Genomic DNA, 16,649 nt, shown 5'->3' with positions numbered 1-16,649 from the left:
AAGACCACGCCACTGAACTTGGGTTCGACTGGCTCGACCACGCGCTGGATCGCAGCCTTGGCGCCCGGCTGCGGGGCCAGATCGACCAGCGCGTCCAGCACCTCGCGCACGCCGAAGTTGTTGACGGCCGAGCCGAACAGCATGGGCGTCTGGTGGCCTTCTAGAAAGGCCTGCTTGTCAAACGAGGGCGAAGCGCCTTCGACCAGTTCCAGCTCGTCCTTGGCGGCGGCCCATTCCATGCCGAAGCGGCTGGCGCTCTCGGCGTTGTCCAGTCCGGCCAGCACCTCTTCGTCACCCCCGCGGCGGTCTTCACCGGCGGCGAACACGCGCATCTGGTCCTCGCGGCGGTCGTACACGCCGCGGAACATCTTGCCCATGCCCACCGGCCAGGTGAAGGGCACCACGGTCATGCCCAGCTCGCGCTCGATCTCGTCCATCAGGTCCAGCGGGGACTTCACCTCTCGGTCCATCTTGTTGACAAAGGTCAGGATGGGCGTGTTGCGCGCCCGGCAGACCTGCAGCAGGCGCCGCGTCTGTGGCTCCACGCCGTTGCCGGCGTCGATCACCATGAGCGCAGCGTCCACGGCGGTGAGCACGCGGTAGGTGTCTTCCGAAAAGTCCTGGTGGCCCGGGGTGTCGAGCAGGTTGATGACGCAGTCGCGGTACTCCATCTGCATCACCGAGGACGCGACCGAGATGCCGCGCTGCTTTTCGATCTCCATCCAGTCGGACGTGGCGTGGCGCGCAGCCTTGCGCGCCTTGACCGAACCGGCGATGTTGATGGCGCCCGAGAACAGCAGCAGCTTCTCGGTCAGGGTGGTCTTACCCGCGTCGGGGTGCGAAATGATGGCGAAGGTGCGGCGGCGCTGCACCTGTTGGGCGATGTCGGACATAACCCTCGATTATCCCCGGTGGGACAATACGAGGATGCATCCCAAAGCCCTGCTGGACGAAATCGCCAGTCTCATTGAAAAAGTCTTCAAGTTCGACCACCCGGCCGACGCCGTGGTGGCCCGCCATTTCCGCGAGAACAAATCGCTGGGGCCGCGCGAACGCGCCACGTTGTCCGACACGGTATTCGCCGTGCTGCGCGAGCGTCTGCGCTTCGAATCGCTGGCCCGCTCGGGCAGCGGTTCCAAGTGGCGCCGCCTGGCCATCCTCGGCTTTCCGGGTGACCGCGACTTCCTCAAGAGTGCGCTGACCGAGCCCGAAAAGACTTGGCTGGACGCCTGCGACAAGGTCACCGACGCCGACCTGATGGCCCCGCACCGTCACAACCTGCCCGAATGGCTGGCCGCGGCCCTGCGCGAGCAGGTGGGGGGCGAATTCGATGCCCTGGCCGCCAGCCTGAACCAGCACGCTCCGCTGGACCTGCGCGTCAACGCCATGAAGAAAAAGCGCGAGGCGGTGCTGGCCGAGTTGCAGGCCGCCGGGCTGCCGGCACAGGCCACGCCGTACTCGCCTCTGGGCATCCGCCTGCAGGGCAAGCCCAACCTGTCCAAGCTGCCCGCCTTCATCAGCGGCGAGGTGGAGGTGCAAGACGAGGGTTCCCAGCTGCTGGCGCTGCTGCTGGCGCCCAAACGTGGTGAGATGGTGGCCGACTTCTGCGCCGGCGCCGGCGGCAAGACCCTGGCCCTGGGCGCGGCCATGAAGAACACCGGCCGTCTCTACGCCTTCGACACCTCCGGCCACCGCCTCGAAGCCATCAAGCCCCGGCTGGCGCGCAGCGGTCTGTCCAACGTGCACCCGGTGGCCATCGCGCACGAGCGCGACGAGCGCATCAAGCGCTTGGCCGGCAAGCTTGACCGTGTCTTGGTCGACGCGCCTTGTTCGGGCCTGGGGACGCTGCGCCGCAGCCCCGACCTGAAGTGGCGCCAGACGCCCGAGACCGTGGCGGCGCTGGCCGAACTGCAGCAGCGCATCCTGACCAGTGCCGCGCGCCTGCTCAAACCCGGCGGTCGCCTGGTCTATGCCACCTGCAGCCCTTTGCCACAGGAAGACGAGGCGGTGGTCGCGGCCTTTTCGGCGGCACATTTGGACTTCCAGCCCCTTTCGGTGGCCCAGTTGCTGGCCGAGGCGCACGTCGATCAGGCGCCTGCGCTGAGCAGCGGTGAGGATGGCCGCTTCCTGCGCCTGTGGCCGCATCGGCATGGTACCGACGGGTTCTTTGCCGCTGTGTGGCAGAAAAAACCCTGAACTTCAGCGCCCCTTCAGGGTCTTTCCGGAGGGGCGGTACCCGCTGGTCCCATTGGTCAAAAACCGGGTGCGCCAGTAAAATTGCGTTTTTTTATGCTCCGTCCGCCGGGCTTTGTGGTGCGACCTCTTCGCCTTCTCTGGGCGACTTTGCTAGGAACCGAATGAATTCGTCCGATACCTTTGTGTCCGACTTGTTGGATGGCCTTGTGGCCTTTTTGTCCCAGGGGCTCACGGGCGCTCACTGGTGGCAGGTGCTCATCGCCGCCCTGGTGATGACCCACATCACCATCGCCAGCGTCACCATCTACCTGCACCGCCACTCGGCGCACCGTTCGCTGGACCTGCACCCGATTGCGTCGCACTTTTTCCGGTTCTGGCTCTGGATGACCACCGGTCAGGTCACCAAGGAGTGGACCGCCGTGCACCGCAAGCACCACGCCAAGTGCGAGCGCGACGGCGATCCCCATAGCCCGGTGGTGTTCGGCATCAAAAAGGTGTTCTGGCAAGGTGCCGAGCTGTACCGCGCCGAAACCAAGAACCAGGAAACCCTGGACCGATACGGTCACAACACCCCCGACGACTGGATGGAGCGCAACGTCTACACCGGCCATTCGGTGCTGGGCGTGGCGCTGATGCTGATCATCGACGTGGCGCTGTTCGGTGCACTGGGCCTGTCGGTCTGGGCGCTGCAGATGGCCTGGATTCCGATCACCGCGGCTGGCATCATCAACGGCATTGGTCACTGGTGGGGTTACCGCAACTTTGAAGCCACCGACGCCAGCACCAACATCTCCCCCTGGGGCATCATCATCGGCGGCGAAGAGCTGCACAACAACCACCACACCTACCCGACCTCCGCCAAGCTGTCGGTCAAACCCTACGAGTTCGATATCGGCTGGCTGTACATCAGCATCCTTCAGTCCCTGGGGCTGGCCACGGTCAAGAAGCTGCCGCCCAAGATGGCTTTTGGCGATGTGAAGCCGGTGGCTGACGAAAAGACGCTGGAAGCGATCATCGCCAACCGTTACGAGGTCATGGATGGCTACGCACGCGAAATGCGCGCCGCCTGCCAGCGCGAGCTGGACGGGGTGAAGTCGCGCAGCGCGGACACCGCGGTGCTGCAGGCGGCCCGCCGCTGGCTGCACCGCGATAACGACAAGGTTCCTGCGGAAGTCAAACCCCAGCTGGAGCGGGCGCTGGCAGAGCATCCGGTACTGGAGAAGATGGTCACCATGCGCGAGGAACTGCGTGCTCTATGGACCGGCACCAACGCCACGCGTGAGCAACTGGCCGCCGATCTGCAGGCCTGGTGCCGCCGTGCCGAAGAGAGCGGCATTGCGGCCCTGCGCGACTTCTCCATCCAGCTGCGCTCTGCCCGCGCCTGAGCGATGTGCCTTCAACCCGCGCCGCGCAAGCGGTGCGGACAACAAAAAAGCCGCTGTGGAAACAGCGGCTTTTTTGTCGGGATAACCCGGAATCAGTGCCGAATCACTTCAGCTTGATTTCCTTGTAGTCGACGTGCTTGCGAGCTTTCGGATCAAATTTCTTGATCAACATCTTCTCGGGCGTGGTCTTCTTGTTCTTGGTGGTGGTGTAGAAGTGGCCGGTACCCGCAGTGGATTCCAGCTTGATCTTTTCGCGTCCGCCTTTGGTTGCCATGGTGTGAGCTCCTTATGCCTGGCCACGTGCGCGCAGGTCGGCGAGCACAGCGTCGATACCGTTCTTGTCGATCAGGCGCAGGGCAGCACCCGAAACGCGCAGACGAACCCAGCGGTTCTCGCTCTCGACCCAGAAACGGCGGTATTGCAGGTTCGGCAGGAACCGGCGCTTGGTTTTGTTGTTGGCGTGGGAAACGTTGTTCCCGACCATGGGCTTCTTGCCCGTGACGTCGCAGACGCGTGCCATGAGGACACTCCGATTTATCAAACGGCCGCTACCCGTGCGGTAGGGGCCTCACCTCGCCAGAAAAAAGGGTGGCGGTAACCCTGAATTCGCAACGCACAGCCAGAAGGTTGTTCGCAGCAAAGCCAACGATTATATGCAATCCCGCAGGGCGCTGCCAGAAACGCCGACCGGCGGCGCGAGGCGCCTTCTTTCCCAGGAATGGACGCAGCGAAGTGCCTTCGTTCCAGAGGCGCCGCTGAACGGGCTTTGCCCGGCCGCAGGTGTCGCCCCCTTCCCAAGCCGAAGGCGCCAGAGGGGGGATGCGCGCAGCGCGGCGGGGGGGTTACGAATTTTCCAGGAAGCGCTGTGCGTCGAGCGCAGCCATGCAGCCGGTGCCGGCGCTGGTGATGGCCTGGCGGTAGATGTGGTCCTGCACATCGCCAGCGGCGAAGATGCCGGGCACGCTGGTCATGGTGGCCATGCCGTTGTTGCCGGACTGGGTGACGATGTAGCCGTCCTTCATGTCCAGCTGGCCCCGGAAGATCTCGGTGTTGGGGCTGTGGCCGATGGCGATGAAGCAGCCTTTGACCGCCAGCTCTTCGGTGGCGCCGGTCTGCACGTTTTTCAGGCGCACGCCGGTCACGCCCATGGGGTCACCCAGCACCTCGTCGAGCACGCTGTGCAGCTTCAGCTCGATCTTGCCTTCTTTGACCTTGTCCATCAGCTTGTCGATCATGATGGCTTCTGCCTTGAACGTGTCTCGGCGGTGGATCAGCGTGACCTTGCGCGCGATGTTGGACAGGTACAGCGCCTCTTCCACGGCGGTGTTGCCGCCGCCAACCACGCCCACGTCCTGGCCACGGTAGAAGAAGCCATCGCAGGTGGCGCAGGCCGAGATGCCCTTGCCCATGAAGGCCTCTTCAGATGGCAGGCCCAGGTACTTGGCCGATGCGCCGGTGGCGATGATCAGCGCGTCGCAGCTGTATTCGCCGCTGTCGCCCTTGAGCACGAAGGGGCGCTTGGAGAAGTCGACCGTGTTGATGTGATCGAACACGATGTCGGTGTTGAAGCGTTCGGCGTGTTGCTGGAAGCGTTGCATCAGGTCGGGACCCTGCACCCCGTGCACATCGGCCGGCCAGTTGTCCACTTCGGTGGTGGTCATCAGCTGACCGCCCTGGGCGATGCCGGTGATCAGCAGCGGGTTGAGGTTGGCGCGTGCGGCGTAGACGGCAGCGGTGTAGCCCGCGGGGCCGGAGCCCAGGATCAGTACTTTTGTATGCTTCATATGGCATAAGCCCACGGGAACCCGGGGGCTGTGGTTTAGAGTAAGCGGTGAGCCGTGGTGTTCAGCGTTCTGCCGGACATTGTATGAAGGCGCATTGCAACAGCAGTCTGATCAGAGGAATAGCCGCATGTCCATCCTGTCCAATCTGGATCTGATTCGCCGGGTCCCGCTGTTTTCCACTTTGACGCAGGCTCAGGCCGAATCCGTCGCGGATGCCGTGGTCAAACGCCGCTTCAAACGGGGCGAGGTGATCGTCGAGCAGGGCAAGAAGTCCAACTTCCTGGCCATCGTGCTCACCGGGCGGGCACGTGTCGTGACCACCGACGCGCGTGGGCGGGAAGTGATCCTGGCGACCATGAACCCCGGCGACTATGTGGGCGAGATGAGCCTGATCGACAACCAGCCACACTCGGCCACGGTGCGGGCCGAGGTGCAGACCGATGTGCTGATCCTGGGGCGCCCCGAGTTCGCGCGCTGCCTGCCCGAGAACACCTCCATGGCCTATGCGGTGATGAAAGGCCTGGTGCAACGCCTGCGCCATGCGGACCGCAAGATCGAGTCGCTGGCGCTGATGGACGTGTACGGCCGCGTGGCGCGGGCGCTGCTGGAGTTTGCCCAGCCCGACAAGGACGGGCAGCTGGTGATCCGGGACCGGGTGTCGCGCCAGGACGTGGCCAAGATGATCGGCGCCTCGCGCGAGATGGTCAGCCGCGTCATGAAGGACCTGGAGGACCGCGGGTTTATCGAGTTGGCCGAAGACGGCAGCACCATCATCAAAGACCGCCTGAACACGCTCGGTTGAGCGGGGTCGCGAGCGGCGCCGGGCTACCGCCGGTTACACGGCCAGCGCCAGGCCGTCCCATGGCCTTCGGGTAAGCTTGCCCGAGGACGTTTTCGAGGCCCATGACCTATTCACTCAACACCCTGAACGCCGACCGCGCGCAGCAGGCGCCGGCCGGCGTGTCCCGTTTTGCGCAGGAAATCGGCCTGCTGCTGGGGGCGGCCGCCCTGGCCTTCTGGTTGCTGGCCATGCTGAGCCATTCCCTGGCCGACCCCGCCTGGAGCACGACCGGCACGCGGCCCGTCGTGGGCAACTGGGGCGGGCGCCTGGGCGCTTTGTTGGCCGACGGCAGCTATTTTTTGCTGGGGTTCTCGGCCTGGTGGCTGTTGCTGGCGGGGCTGCGCACCTGGTTGTCGGCCCTGGCGGGCTGGATCCGCGGTCAGCAGGGCTTGCGCGACGACGAGGCGCCCGACGACGGTTCGCCGATGCCCGTCTGGCTTCACTTCCTGCGGTCGCGAACCGGTTTCTGGGTGGGGCTGTTGCTGTTGACGGTGGCGAGCGCCGCGCTGGAATGGAGTCGCCTGTACCGGCTGGAGGCCTTGCTGCCCGGGCACGCGGGCGGCGTTCTGGGGTATGCGCTGGGACCGCTGTCCACGCGCTGGCTGGGCTTCAATGGTTCGGCGCTGGTGCTGTTGTCGCTGTGCCTGGTGAGCCTGCCGCTGGTGTTCCGTTTCTCGTGGGCACACTGGGCCGAGCGCCTGGGCGCAGGCCTGGACGATTGGATCGAGTCCCGGCGCGAAAAGCGCGAGGCGGTGGAGGACGTGCGCATCGGCGAACGGGCCGCACGCGAGCGCGAGGTGGTGGTGGCCGAGGAGCGCGTGGAGATCGAGGAGCAGCACCCGACGCCGGTGGTGATCGAACCAACGGTGGTGGAGGTGCCCCGCAGCGAACGTGTGGCCAAGGAGCGCCAGAAGCCGCTGTTTGTGGAGATGCCCGACAGCAAGCTGCCGCAGGTGGACCTGCTGGACAGCGCGCCGGTGCACCAGCAGGGCGTGGACGCGCAGACGCTGGAGATGACCAGCCGCTTGATCGAGAAGAAGCTCAAGGACTTCGGCGTCGAGGTGCGGGTGGTGGCGGCGGCGCCGGGGCCGGTGATCACGCGTTATGAAATCGAGCCAGCCACCGGTGTGAAGGGTTCGCAGATCGTCAACCTGGGGCGCGATCTGGCGCGCTCGCTGTCGCTGGTGTCGATCCGGGTGATCGAGACCATCCCCGGCAAGAACCTGATGGCGCTGGAGCTGCCCAACGCCAAACGCCAGACCATCAAGCTCAGCGAGATCCTGGGCTCGCAGGTCTACAACGACGCCAAGAGCTTGCTGACCATGGGCCTGGGCAAGGACATTGCCGGCCAGCCGGTGGTGGCCGACCTGGCGAAGATGCCCCACTGCCTGGTGGCCGGTACCACCGGCTCGGGCAAGTCGGTGGGTATCAACGCCATGATCCTGTCGCTGCTGTACAAGGCCGACGCCAAGGACGTTCGCCTGCTGCTGATCGACCCCAAGATGCTGGAGCTGAGCGTCTACGAAGGCATTCCGCACCTGCTGTGTCCGGTGGTGACCGACATGAAGCAGGCGGCCAACGGCCTCAACTGGTGCGTGGCCGAGATGGAAAAGCGCTACAAGCTCATGAGCAAGATGGGCGTGCGCAACCTGGCCGGGTTCAACGCCAAGATCGACGAGGCCAAGGTGCGCGGCGAGCACATCGGCAACCCGTTCAGCCTCACGCCCGAACAGCCTGAACCGCTGGAGCGGCTGCCGCACATCGTGGTGGTGATCGACGAGCTGGCCGACCTGATGATGGTGGTGGGCAAGAAGATCGAGGAGTTGATCGCTCGCCTGGCGCAAAAGGCACGTGCGGCCGGCATCCACCTGATCCTGGCGACGCAGCGGCCCAGCGTGGACGTGATCACCGGCTTGATCAAGGCCAACATCCCGACCCGCCTGTCGTTCCAGGTCAGCAGCAAGATCGACAGCCGCACCATCCTGGACCAGATGGGCGCCGAGAGCCTGCTGGGCATGGGCGACATGCTCTACATGCCGTCGGGCACGGGCTTCCCGATCCGTGTGCACGGCGCCTTCGTCAGCGACGACGAGGTGCACCGCGTGGCCGCCTACCTCAAAGACCAGTACGGCGAACCCAATTACATCGACGGCGTGCTGGAGTCGGCCGCTGGCGATGGCGAAGGCGGCGACCTGTTCGGTGAAGGCGGTGGTGAGGGTGGCGAGAAGGACGCGCTGTACGACCAGGCCGTTGCCATCGTGCTGCAGGACCGCAAGGCCAGCATTTCCTATGTTCAACGCAAGCTCAAGATCGGCTACAACCGCGCTGCGCGCCTGCTCGAAGACATGGAAAAAGCCGGACTGGTGAGCGCGCTCACGTCCAGCGGTCAGCGGGACATCCTGGTGGCGCCGCGCGGCGATTGAGCGATCGCAGAACCTTCGGACCTGGCAACGGTCCCATCCACATGAAACACACCTTGATTGCCCTGGTCGCCGCTGGCGCACTGGGCTCCGCCTGGGCCGACGGCCTGCAGGACCTCGAAACCTTCCTGCGCGAGGTGAAAAGCGCGCAGGCCAGCTTCACGCAGGTCGTGACATCGCCCAAGCGCACGGGCGAGACGGTGGCGCGCACCAAAACGTCCAGCGGGCGGTTCGAATTCCTGCGACCTGGGCGCTTCCGTTTTGAGTACACCAAACCTTTCCCGCAAACCATCGTGGCCGACGGGCAGACCCTGTGGCTGTACGACGCGGATCTCAACCAGGTGACGGCGCGTGCGCAAAAGGACGCGCTGGGGAGCACGCCCGCCGCGCTGATCGCTTCGGGCACCGATCTCAAGGCGCTGGGTGAGGTGTTCGACCTCAAGGTCGTGCCCGCCGCCGATGGGCTGGAATGGGTCGAGGCCAAACCCAAGGCCAAGGACGGTCAGCTGCAGAGCGTGCGCGTGGGCTTCAAGGCGGGGCAACTTGCAGCGCTGGAGATCGCCGACAGCCTGGGCCAGCGCTCGGTGCTGAGCTTCAGCCAGTGGCAGGGCAACGCCCCGCTCAAGGCCGAGCAGTTTGCCTTCAAGCCGCCCGCCGGTGCGGACGTGATCCGCCCCTGAGGACCGACGCCGCGTGGCCACCACTGTCCATCAGCCCCTGGCCGAACGACTTCGCCCGCGCACATTGGGGGAGGTGATCGGTCAGCAGCACCTGCTGGGCGAAGGCATGGCGCTGCGCCTGGCCTTCGAGTCGGGCCAGCCGCACAGCTGCATCCTTTGGGGTCCGCCCGGTGTGGGCAAGACCACCATCGCGCGGTTGATGGCCGACGCGTTCGACGCCGAGTTCATCACCATCAGCGCGGTGCTGGGCGGCGTGAAGGACATTCGCGAAGCGGTGGAGCAGGCCCAGGCCGCGCGCGACGGGCTGGAGCAACGCCGTACCATCGTCTTCGTCGACGAGGTGCACCGCTTCAACAAAAGCCAGCAAGACGCTTTTTTGCCGCACGTGGAAAGCGGGCTGTTCACCTTCATCGGCGCGACCACCGAGAACCCGTCGTTCGAGGTCAATTCCGCGCTGCTCTCGCGGGCGGCGGTTTATGTGTTGCAGCCGCTGGGCGAGGACGATCTGCGCCAATTGGTGACACGGGCACAGAGAACAGGATCGGTGCCGGCGATTGAACAGGCGGCCGTGGACCGGCTGATCGGCTACGCGGACGGGGATGCCCGCCGTCTGCTCAACACACTGGAGACGCTGTCGGTGGCCGCCCAGCGTGAACAACTGGAACAGGTGAGCGACGCCTGGCTGTTGCGCGTGCTGGGCGAGCGCATGCGGCGCTACGACAAGGGCGGCGAGCAGTTCTACGACACCATCAGCGCGCTGCACAAGAGCGTGCGCGGTTCCGACCCCGATGCCGCGCTGTACTGGTTCGTGCGCATGCTCGATGGCGGTGCGGACCCGCGCTACATGGCGCGACGCTTCATCCGCATGGCGGCCGAGGACATCGGCCTGGCCGACCCGCGCGCGCTGCGTCTGGCGCTGGACGCGGCCGATGTGTACGAGCGGCTGGGCTCGCCGGAGGGCGAGCTGGCACTGGCAGAGTGCGTGGTCTATCTGGCGGTGGCACCCAAGTCCAACGCGGTCTACAAGGCGTTCAACGAGGCCAAGGCCTTCGTCAAGAAGGATGGCAGCCGACCGGTGCCCATGCACCTGCGCAACGCACCGACCCAGCTGATGAAGGACCTAGACCACGGCAAGGGCTACCGGTATGCCCACGACGAAGCCGGCGGCTTTGCCGCGGGGGAAAACTACCTGCCCGCCGGGATGGCGGGGACGCAGTTTTACCGCCCGGTGGAGCGGGGCCTGGAGATCCGCATCGCCGATAAGCTGCGTGAGCTTAAGAGACTTAACGATCAGAACAACTAATGCAACCCCAATGCGGCTGATGCAGTGCCGCAGGAATCCTCAAAACCAAGGGTAAACCCGCGCTGACTAAGGGCTTACACGCATCTGGGGCCGAAAAGCCCTTGGATACAATCCGCCACCAACCCGCCCAACACCCCAACCCCGGGGTGCTCCTGGCGGGTTTTTTGCTAAGTTGAAGCGGGTCTGGACACGGGGCCCCGTTCCACACAAGGGATCGGGTGCTGACTTCCCGGTCGTGTGTCCCGGCCTGTAAAAAACACGGAGAAAACTTCATGGACGTTTTGCTGCAGCAGATCATCAACGGTCTGGTACTGGGCAGTATGTATGCGCTGGTGGCGCTGGGGTACACGATGGTGTACGGCATCATCGGTCTCATCAACTTCGCGCACGGTGACGTGCTCATGGTGGGCGCGCTCACCAGCTGGACCATCATCCGCATGATGACCGGCGATTCCAGCGGCCTGCCCGGCTGGCTGGTGTTGCTGCTGGCCACCCTGATCGCCATGGTGGTGTGCGGCGCGTTGAACTACACGATCGAGAAACTGGCCTACCGGCCGCTGCGCAACTCGCCGCGGCTGGCACCGCTGATCACGGCGATCGGCATGTCGCTGCTGCTGCAGACCTTTGCCATGATCATCTGGGAACCCAACCCCAAGGCCTACCCGGCGCAGCTGACCACCGAGCCCATCGAACTGGGTGGCGCGGTGATCTCGGTGACGCAGGTCGTCATCCTGGGCGTGACGGCCATGACCCTGGCCGGCCTGATGTACCTGGTCAACAAGACCAACCTGGGCCGCGCGATGCGCGCCACGGCCGAAAACCCGCGCGTGGCCGCGCTGATGGGCATCAAGCCCGACGTGGTGATCTCCGCCACCTTCATCATCGGTGCCATGCTGGCGGCCATCGCCGGCGTGATGTGGGCCTCCAACTACGGCACGGTGCAGCACGCCATGGGCTTCATGCCCGGCCTCAAGGCCTTCGTGGCGGCGGTCATGGGCGGCATCGGCAACCTCGCCGGTGCGGTGGTCGGTGGCATCGCGCTGGGGCTGATCGAGTCGCTGGGCGCTGGCTACCTGGGCCAGCTCACCGGTGGCGTGCTGGGCAGCCAGTACGTGGACATCTTCGCCTTTGTCGTGCTGGCTCTCGTGCTCACGTTGCGCCCGTCGGGCCTGCTGGGTGAACGTGTGGCCGACCGCGCCTGACCGGGAGAGATCAGATGACACAGAACAAGACCGGCAAATTCATTGCCTTCGCGCTCGCCGCGGTCGCGCTGCTGGCGTTGCCCATCCTGTTGCAGGCCACGGGCAGCAACTCCTGGGTGCGCATCGTGGACATCGCGCTGCTGTACGTGCTGCTGGCCCTGGGCCTGAACATCGTGGTCGGCTACGCCGGCCTGCTGGACCTGGGTTACATCGCCTTCTTTGCCGTGGGCGCCTACATGTACGGCCTGCTGGCCTCGCCCCACCTGGCCGAGCACTTTCCGGCCATCCAGGCCATGTTCCCCAACGGCCTGCACATCAACGTCTGGCTGGTGATGCTGGCGGCTGCCGTGGTGGCCGGCCTGGTGGGCATGCTGCTGGGGGCGCCCACGCTCAAGCTGCGGGGCGACTACCTGGCCATCATCACGCTGGGCTTTGGCGAGATCATCCGCATCTTCATGCTCAACCTGGACCGCCCGGTGAACATCACCAACGGCCCCAAGGGCTTGAGCCAGATCGACCCGCTCACGGTGTTCGGCATCAACATGGGACAGCGGCAGACGATCGCGATCGGCGACTGGAGCTACACCTTCCAGCCGGTGACGATGTACTACTACCTGTTCATGTTCTTTGTGGTGCTGTCGGTGATCCTGTCGTACCGCCTGCAGGACTCGCGCATCGGCCGTGCCTGGATGGCCATCCGTGAAGACGAGATCGCTGCCAAAGCCATGGGCCTGAACACCCGCAACCTCAAGCTGCTGGCGTTCGGCATGGGCGCCACTTTCGGCGGCATGTCCGGCGTGCTGTTCTCCTCGTTCCAGCGCTTTGTCTCACCCGAATCCTTCTCGCTGATGGAGTCCGTCATGGTCGTGGCCATGGTGGTGCTCGGCGGCATCGGTCACATCCCGGGTGTGATCCTGGGTGCGCTGGTGCTGGCCGGTCTGCCCGAGGTGCTGCGCCACGTGGCCGGACCGCTGACCGAAGCCACCGGCGGCCGCCTCGGCCCGGAAATCCTGCGCCAGCTGCTGATCGCACTGGCGATGGTGGTGGTGATGCTCCTGCGTCCCAAGGGTCTGTGGCCGTCGCCGGAACACGGCAAGTCGCTGGCAAAGTGAGCGGAGAACCACAACATGTCTGAAACCATCCTCAAAGTCGCCAACGTCTCCAAGCGCTTCGGCGGCCTGCAAGCCCTCAGCGATGTGGGCATTGAAATCAAGCGTGGCCAGGTCTATGGCCTGATCGGTCCCAACGGCGCCGGCAAGACCACGTTCTTCAACGTGCTGACCGGCCTGTACACGCCCGACAGCGGCTCGTTTGAACTGGCGGGCAAGCCCTACACGCCGACCGCGGTGCACGAAGTGGCCAAGGCCGGTATTGCCCGCACGTTCCAGAACATCCGCCTGTTCCCTGAAATGACAGCGCTGGAAAACGTGATGGTGGGGCGCCACGTGCGCACCAAGTCGGGGCTGATCGGCGCCGTGCTGCGTACCTCGGGCTTCAAGAAAGAAGAGGCCGAGATCACCGCCCGTGCCAAAGAATTGCTGGAGTACGTGGGCATCGCCAAGTTCGCCGACTACAAGTCGCGCACGCTGTCCTACGGCGACCAGCGCCGTCTGGAAATCGCCCGCGCCCTGGCCACCGATCCACAGCTGATCGCGTTGGACGAACCGGCTGCCGGCATGAACGCCACCGAAAAAGTGCAGTTGCGCGAGCTGATCGACCGCATCCGCAACGACAACCGCACCATCCTGCTGATCGAGCACGACGTGAAGCTGGTGATGGGCCTGTGCGACCGCGTGACTGTGCTGGACTACGGCAAGCAGCTGTCGTCGGGCACCCCGGCGCAGGTGCAGAGCGATCCGAAGGTGATCGAGGCCTACCTCGGCACCGGCGGAGGATGAGCACACCCCGCGCCGCGCTGCGCGCGTCACCCCCCAGGGGGCAACATCTGCGGCCCGGCAAAGCCGGTTCCGCGATGTTCTCGGTTGAGGCAGTTCGCACCGGATGGTGCAACGAAGAAGGATTCTGGACATGGCAAACACACTCCTGAAAGTCAGCGGCCTGAAGGTCTCCTACGGCGGCATCAAGGCCGTCAAGGGCATCGACATGGAAGTGCGCGAGGGTGAGCTGATCACCCTGATCGGCTCCAACGGCGCAGGCAAGACCACCACCATGAAGGCCATCACCGGCTCGCTCGGTGTCGAGGCCGGCAACATCGAATACCTGGGCCAGGCCATCAAGGGCCAGGGCGCCTGGGACCTGGTCAAGCAGGGCCTGGCCATGGTGCCGGAAGGTCGCGGCATCTTCACCCGCATGACCATCACCGAGAACCTGCAGATGGGCGCCTACATCCGCAGCGACAAGGCGGGCATCGCGAACGACATCGAGCGCATGTTCGGCATCTTCCCGCGCCTGAAGGAACGCAAGGACCAGCTGGCGGGCACGATGTCCGGCGGTGAACAGCAGATGCTGGCCATGGCCCGCGCGCTGATGAGCCAGCCCAAGGTGCTGCTGCTCGACGAACCCTCCATGGGCCTGTCGCCCATCATGGTGGACAAGATCTTCGAGGTGGTGCGCGACGTGTCCGCCCAGGGCGTGACCATCCTGCTGGTGGAGCAGAACGCCCAGCGCGCGTTGCAGATCGCCGACCGCGGCTACGTGATGGACTCGGGCCTGATCACCATGACCGGTCCTGGCAAGGAGTTGCTGACCGATCCGAAGGTGCGTGAGGCGTATCTGGGGCATTGAACCCGTTTCCACTCAACAGAAAGGCCCGCTATGCGGGCCTTTCTGTTGGCGCAAGCGCTGGGGCGGCTCAACCCAGGGGCGTGTACTCGGGCACGAGCGAGCGCAGCCACTGGCGCGTGGCCGTGGCGTCGGGCGCCGGCCCGGCGCTGGCGATCCAGGCGCTCACACTGGCCGCGTCCAGTGCCGGCGCCGCCACCTTGGCGATGCGCAGCTTGGCGTGCGGCGTGGGTTCGGTGGTTTCGTCGTTGGCCAGCAGCTCTTCGTAGAGCTTTTCGCCCGGGCGCAGGCCGGTGAAGGTGATGGGCACGTCCTGCTCGGTCTGGCCCGAGAGCCGGATCAGCAGCCGCGCCAGTTCCACGATCTTCACCGCCTCGCCCATGTCGAGAACGAAGATCTGGCCCGAGCGACCCATCAGCCCGGCCTGCAGCACCAGCTGCGCGGCCTCGGGGATGGTCATGAAGTAGCGCACGATGTCCGGGTGCGTCACGGTCACCGGACCGCCGCGCGCGATCTGCTGCGTGAACAGTGGCACCACCGAACCGCTGGACCCCAGCACATTGCCAAAGCGCACCGCCACGAACTGGGTGCCCACGTGCTCGCGGGCCACCGCCTGCACCATCAGTTCGGCCAGGCGTTTGCTGGCGCCCATCACGTTGGTCGGGTTCACCGCCTTGTCGGTGGACACCAGCACGAAGCGCCGGGCACCCACCTGGCCGGCCACGCGCGCGGCGTTGAGCGTGCCCTGCACATTGGTGCGCAAGGCCTCGACCTCGTTGAGCGACTCCATCAGCGGTACGTGCTTGTAGGCCGCGGCGTGGAACACCACGGTCGGCAGGTGCTGCGTGGCGATCGCCAGCAGGCGGTCGGCCTCGCGCACGTTGGCGGTGTAGTACAGGCCCTGCATCTGCGGGTGGGCCGCGCGCAGTTCCTGCTCCAGCTGGTAGATGGCGTATTCCGACACGTCCACACACACCAGCCGTGCGACGCCAAAGCGCGCGATCTGGCGGCACAGTTCGGAGCCGATCGAGCCGCCCGCGCCCGTGACCATGACGGTCTGGCCGGCGATCAGCTGGGACAGGCCCTTTTCGTCCAGTGCCACTGGCGCCCGGCCCAGCAGGTCGTCCAGCTCCACCTTGCGCAACTGGCCGGGCTCGGCGCGCAGCCACTCGTCGGGTCGCGGCATGGTCAGCAGGGGCAGGCCGGCGTCGCTGGCGCCGATGAGTGCCTCGCGCCGTGCGTCCGAGCCGGGTGCGCTGACCACCAGCGCGGCAGCGGCCTCGGTCTCGCGGGCCACCTGGGGCAGGTCGGTCAGGGTGCCGAGCACCTCGACGCCCTGCAAGGATCGGCCGCGTTCGGCCGCCAGCGGGCTGACGATACCGACCGTGGACCACTTGCGCGCGCCGCGCAGCGCGGGCAGGGCGGCGGCGGCGTCCTGTACCGTGCCCACCAGCAACAGCGGCTTGCCGGTGTGCGTGGTGCGGTCACCGCCGCCCAGCAGCAGCCGCGCCGCGGCGCGCACGCCCCCCAGGGCCAGCAGCGCCAGCATGGGATGCAGCAGCAGGGCCGAGCGCGGGAAGTAGGGCACGCGCAGCATCAGCACCACCGCAGCGGTCAGCAGGCCGCCGATGGCCACGCCGTAGAACAGCCGGGTGAGTTCGGCCACGCTGGTGTAGCGCCAGATGTGCCGGTACACCCGCCAGCCCAGCAGGCTGGCGCCGTAGGCCAACAGGGGTGCGGGCAGCGTCCGCAGCATCATGGTCTGGAACTCGTCGGGCGTGTCCAGGTTGAAGCGCAGCCAGAACGCGAGCCACCAGGCGATGGCGACCAGCAGCAGGTCCAGTGGCAGTTGCAGCCAGCGCGTGGGCGTGCCCATCATGCGGCCGCCTGCGGTGACAGCAGTGACCAGCTCATGGGTGTCCCGGCGACCACGTCACGGCCGATGCGCTGGCCCAGCAGGCTGTCCAGGTGTTTGGGCGGGAGGCCAAAGCCGGGTCGCACGCAGCGCAGGTTGTCGCGCGTGAGCACATCGCCGGCCTTCAGATCCTGCGCAATGTAGAGCGAGCGGCGGAAGGCGAGCGACTTCATTTCGGCCG

The 16,649-nt window shown here is 65.7% G+C and carries 16 protein-coding genes; 10 read left to right on the top strand and 6 right to left on the bottom strand.

Annotation, left to right across the window (positions count from 1 at the left end):
• The coding region (locus ACR2JA_RS00900) for a peptide chain release factor 3 (protein ID WP_434007257.1) at positions 1 to 893 on the bottom strand (893 nt) is incomplete at its 3' end.
• 34 nt (positions 894 to 927) lie between these two features.
• On the opposite strand from ACR2JA_RS00900, the gene ACR2JA_RS00895 reads away from it, so the two are divergent.
• Positions 928 to 2,196 carry an RsmB/NOP family class I SAM-dependent RNA methyltransferase gene (locus tag ACR2JA_RS00895; RefSeq protein ID WP_434007256.1) on the top strand — a complete coding sequence of 423 codons (1,269 nt, stop codon included), beginning with the start codon at positions 928 to 930 and terminating at the stop codon, positions 2,194 to 2,196.
• Positions 2,197 to 2,357: 161 nt separating this feature from the next.
• Complete coding sequence (locus ACR2JA_RS00890; protein WP_434007255.1) at positions 2,358 to 3,581, top strand: DesA family fatty acid desaturase; 1,224 nt, start codon at positions 2,358 to 2,360, stop codon at positions 3,579 to 3,581.
• Between the two features lie 103 nt (positions 3,582 to 3,684).
• Here ACR2JA_RS00890 and rpmG read toward each other — a convergent pair whose 3' ends face one another.
• From rpmG to trxB, 3 genes are all read right to left on the bottom strand, one after another.
• Positions 3,685 to 3,855, bottom strand: coding sequence for a 50S ribosomal protein L33 (rpmG, locus tag ACR2JA_RS00885; RefSeq protein ID WP_068173845.1), 171 nt, complete (start codon positions 3,853 to 3,855; stop codon positions 3,685 to 3,687).
• A 12-nt stretch (positions 3,856 to 3,867) separates the two neighbouring features.
• A complete protein-coding gene (gene rpmB, locus ACR2JA_RS00880) occupies positions 3,868 to 4,101 on the bottom strand; it encodes a 50S ribosomal protein L28 (protein WP_056269541.1) in 234 nt (77 codons plus the stop codon).
• Positions 4,102 to 4,423: 322 nt separating this feature from the next.
• Entirely contained in the window at positions 4,424 to 5,365 is a 942-nt protein-coding gene (trxB, locus tag ACR2JA_RS00875; protein WP_434007253.1) for a thioredoxin-disulfide reductase, read from the bottom strand.
• A gap of 127 nt (positions 5,366 to 5,492) precedes the next feature.
• On the opposite strand from trxB, the gene ACR2JA_RS00870 reads away from it, so the two are divergent.
• The 8 genes from ACR2JA_RS00870 to ACR2JA_RS00835 all read left to right on the top strand — a co-directional run bounded on the left by ACR2JA_RS00870 (position 5,493) and on the right by ACR2JA_RS00835 (position 14,556).
• Positions 5,493 to 6,167 carry a Crp/Fnr family transcriptional regulator gene (locus tag ACR2JA_RS00870; RefSeq protein ID WP_434007252.1) on the top strand — a complete coding sequence of 225 codons (675 nt, stop codon included), beginning with the start codon at positions 5,493 to 5,495 and terminating at the stop codon, positions 6,165 to 6,167.
• 101 nt (positions 6,168 to 6,268) lie between these two features.
• Entirely contained in the window at positions 6,269 to 8,629 is a 2,361-nt protein-coding gene (locus ACR2JA_RS00865; protein ID WP_434007251.1) for a DNA translocase FtsK, read from the top strand.
• A 41-nt stretch (positions 8,630 to 8,670) separates the two neighbouring features.
• Complete coding sequence (lolA, locus tag ACR2JA_RS00860) at positions 8,671 to 9,306, top strand: outer membrane lipoprotein chaperone LolA (RefSeq protein ID WP_434007250.1); 636 nt, start codon at positions 8,671 to 8,673, stop codon at positions 9,304 to 9,306.
• A gap of 13 nt (positions 9,307 to 9,319) precedes the next feature.
• Positions 9,320 to 10,609 (top strand): replication-associated recombination protein A, encoded by a 1,290-nt coding sequence (locus ACR2JA_RS00855; protein WP_434007249.1) that lies wholly within the window; start codon positions 9,320 to 9,322, stop codon positions 10,607 to 10,609.
• A 272-nt stretch (positions 10,610 to 10,881) separates the two neighbouring features.
• Positions 10,882 to 11,811, top strand: a complete 930-nt coding sequence (locus ACR2JA_RS00850; protein WP_434007248.1) for a branched-chain amino acid ABC transporter permease — start codon at positions 10,882 to 10,884, stop codon at positions 11,809 to 11,811.
• Between the two features lie 14 nt (positions 11,812 to 11,825).
• A complete protein-coding gene (locus tag ACR2JA_RS00845) occupies positions 11,826 to 12,923 on the top strand; it encodes a branched-chain amino acid ABC transporter permease (RefSeq protein WP_434007247.1) in 1,098 nt (365 codons plus the stop codon).
• Positions 12,924 to 12,938: 15 nt separating this feature from the next.
• Positions 12,939 to 13,709 (top strand): ABC transporter ATP-binding protein, encoded by a 771-nt coding sequence (locus tag ACR2JA_RS00840; RefSeq protein ID WP_434007246.1) that lies wholly within the window; start codon positions 12,939 to 12,941, stop codon positions 13,707 to 13,709.
• Positions 13,710 to 13,839: 130 nt separating this feature from the next.
• Complete coding sequence (locus ACR2JA_RS00835; protein WP_434007245.1) at positions 13,840 to 14,556, top strand: ABC transporter ATP-binding protein; 717 nt, start codon at positions 13,840 to 13,842, stop codon at positions 14,554 to 14,556.
• 67 nt (positions 14,557 to 14,623) lie between these two features.
• Here the strand turns inward: ACR2JA_RS00835 and ACR2JA_RS00830 are convergent, their stop codons facing one another.
• Both ACR2JA_RS00830 and ACR2JA_RS00825 read right to left on the bottom strand, forming a co-directional pair.
• Positions 14,624 to 16,432 carry a polysaccharide biosynthesis protein gene (locus tag ACR2JA_RS00830; RefSeq protein ID WP_434007244.1) on the bottom strand — a complete coding sequence of 603 codons (1,809 nt, stop codon included), beginning with the start codon at positions 16,430 to 16,432 and terminating at the stop codon, positions 14,624 to 14,626.
• Positions 16,429 to 16,649 (bottom strand): SAF domain-containing protein (locus tag ACR2JA_RS00825; protein WP_434007243.1); only part of this gene is annotated, 221 nt, incomplete at its 5' end. The genes ACR2JA_RS00830 and ACR2JA_RS00825, both read right to left, overlap by 4 nt.

It is taken from the genome of Hydrogenophaga sp. (assembly GCF_051007235.1).
Lineage (GTDB): Bacteria > Pseudomonadota > Gammaproteobacteria > Burkholderiales > Burkholderiaceae_C > Hydrogenophaga.
The sequence above is the reverse complement of the archived record's forward strand: the minus strand, read 5'-3'. Positions and strand labels throughout refer to the sequence as shown.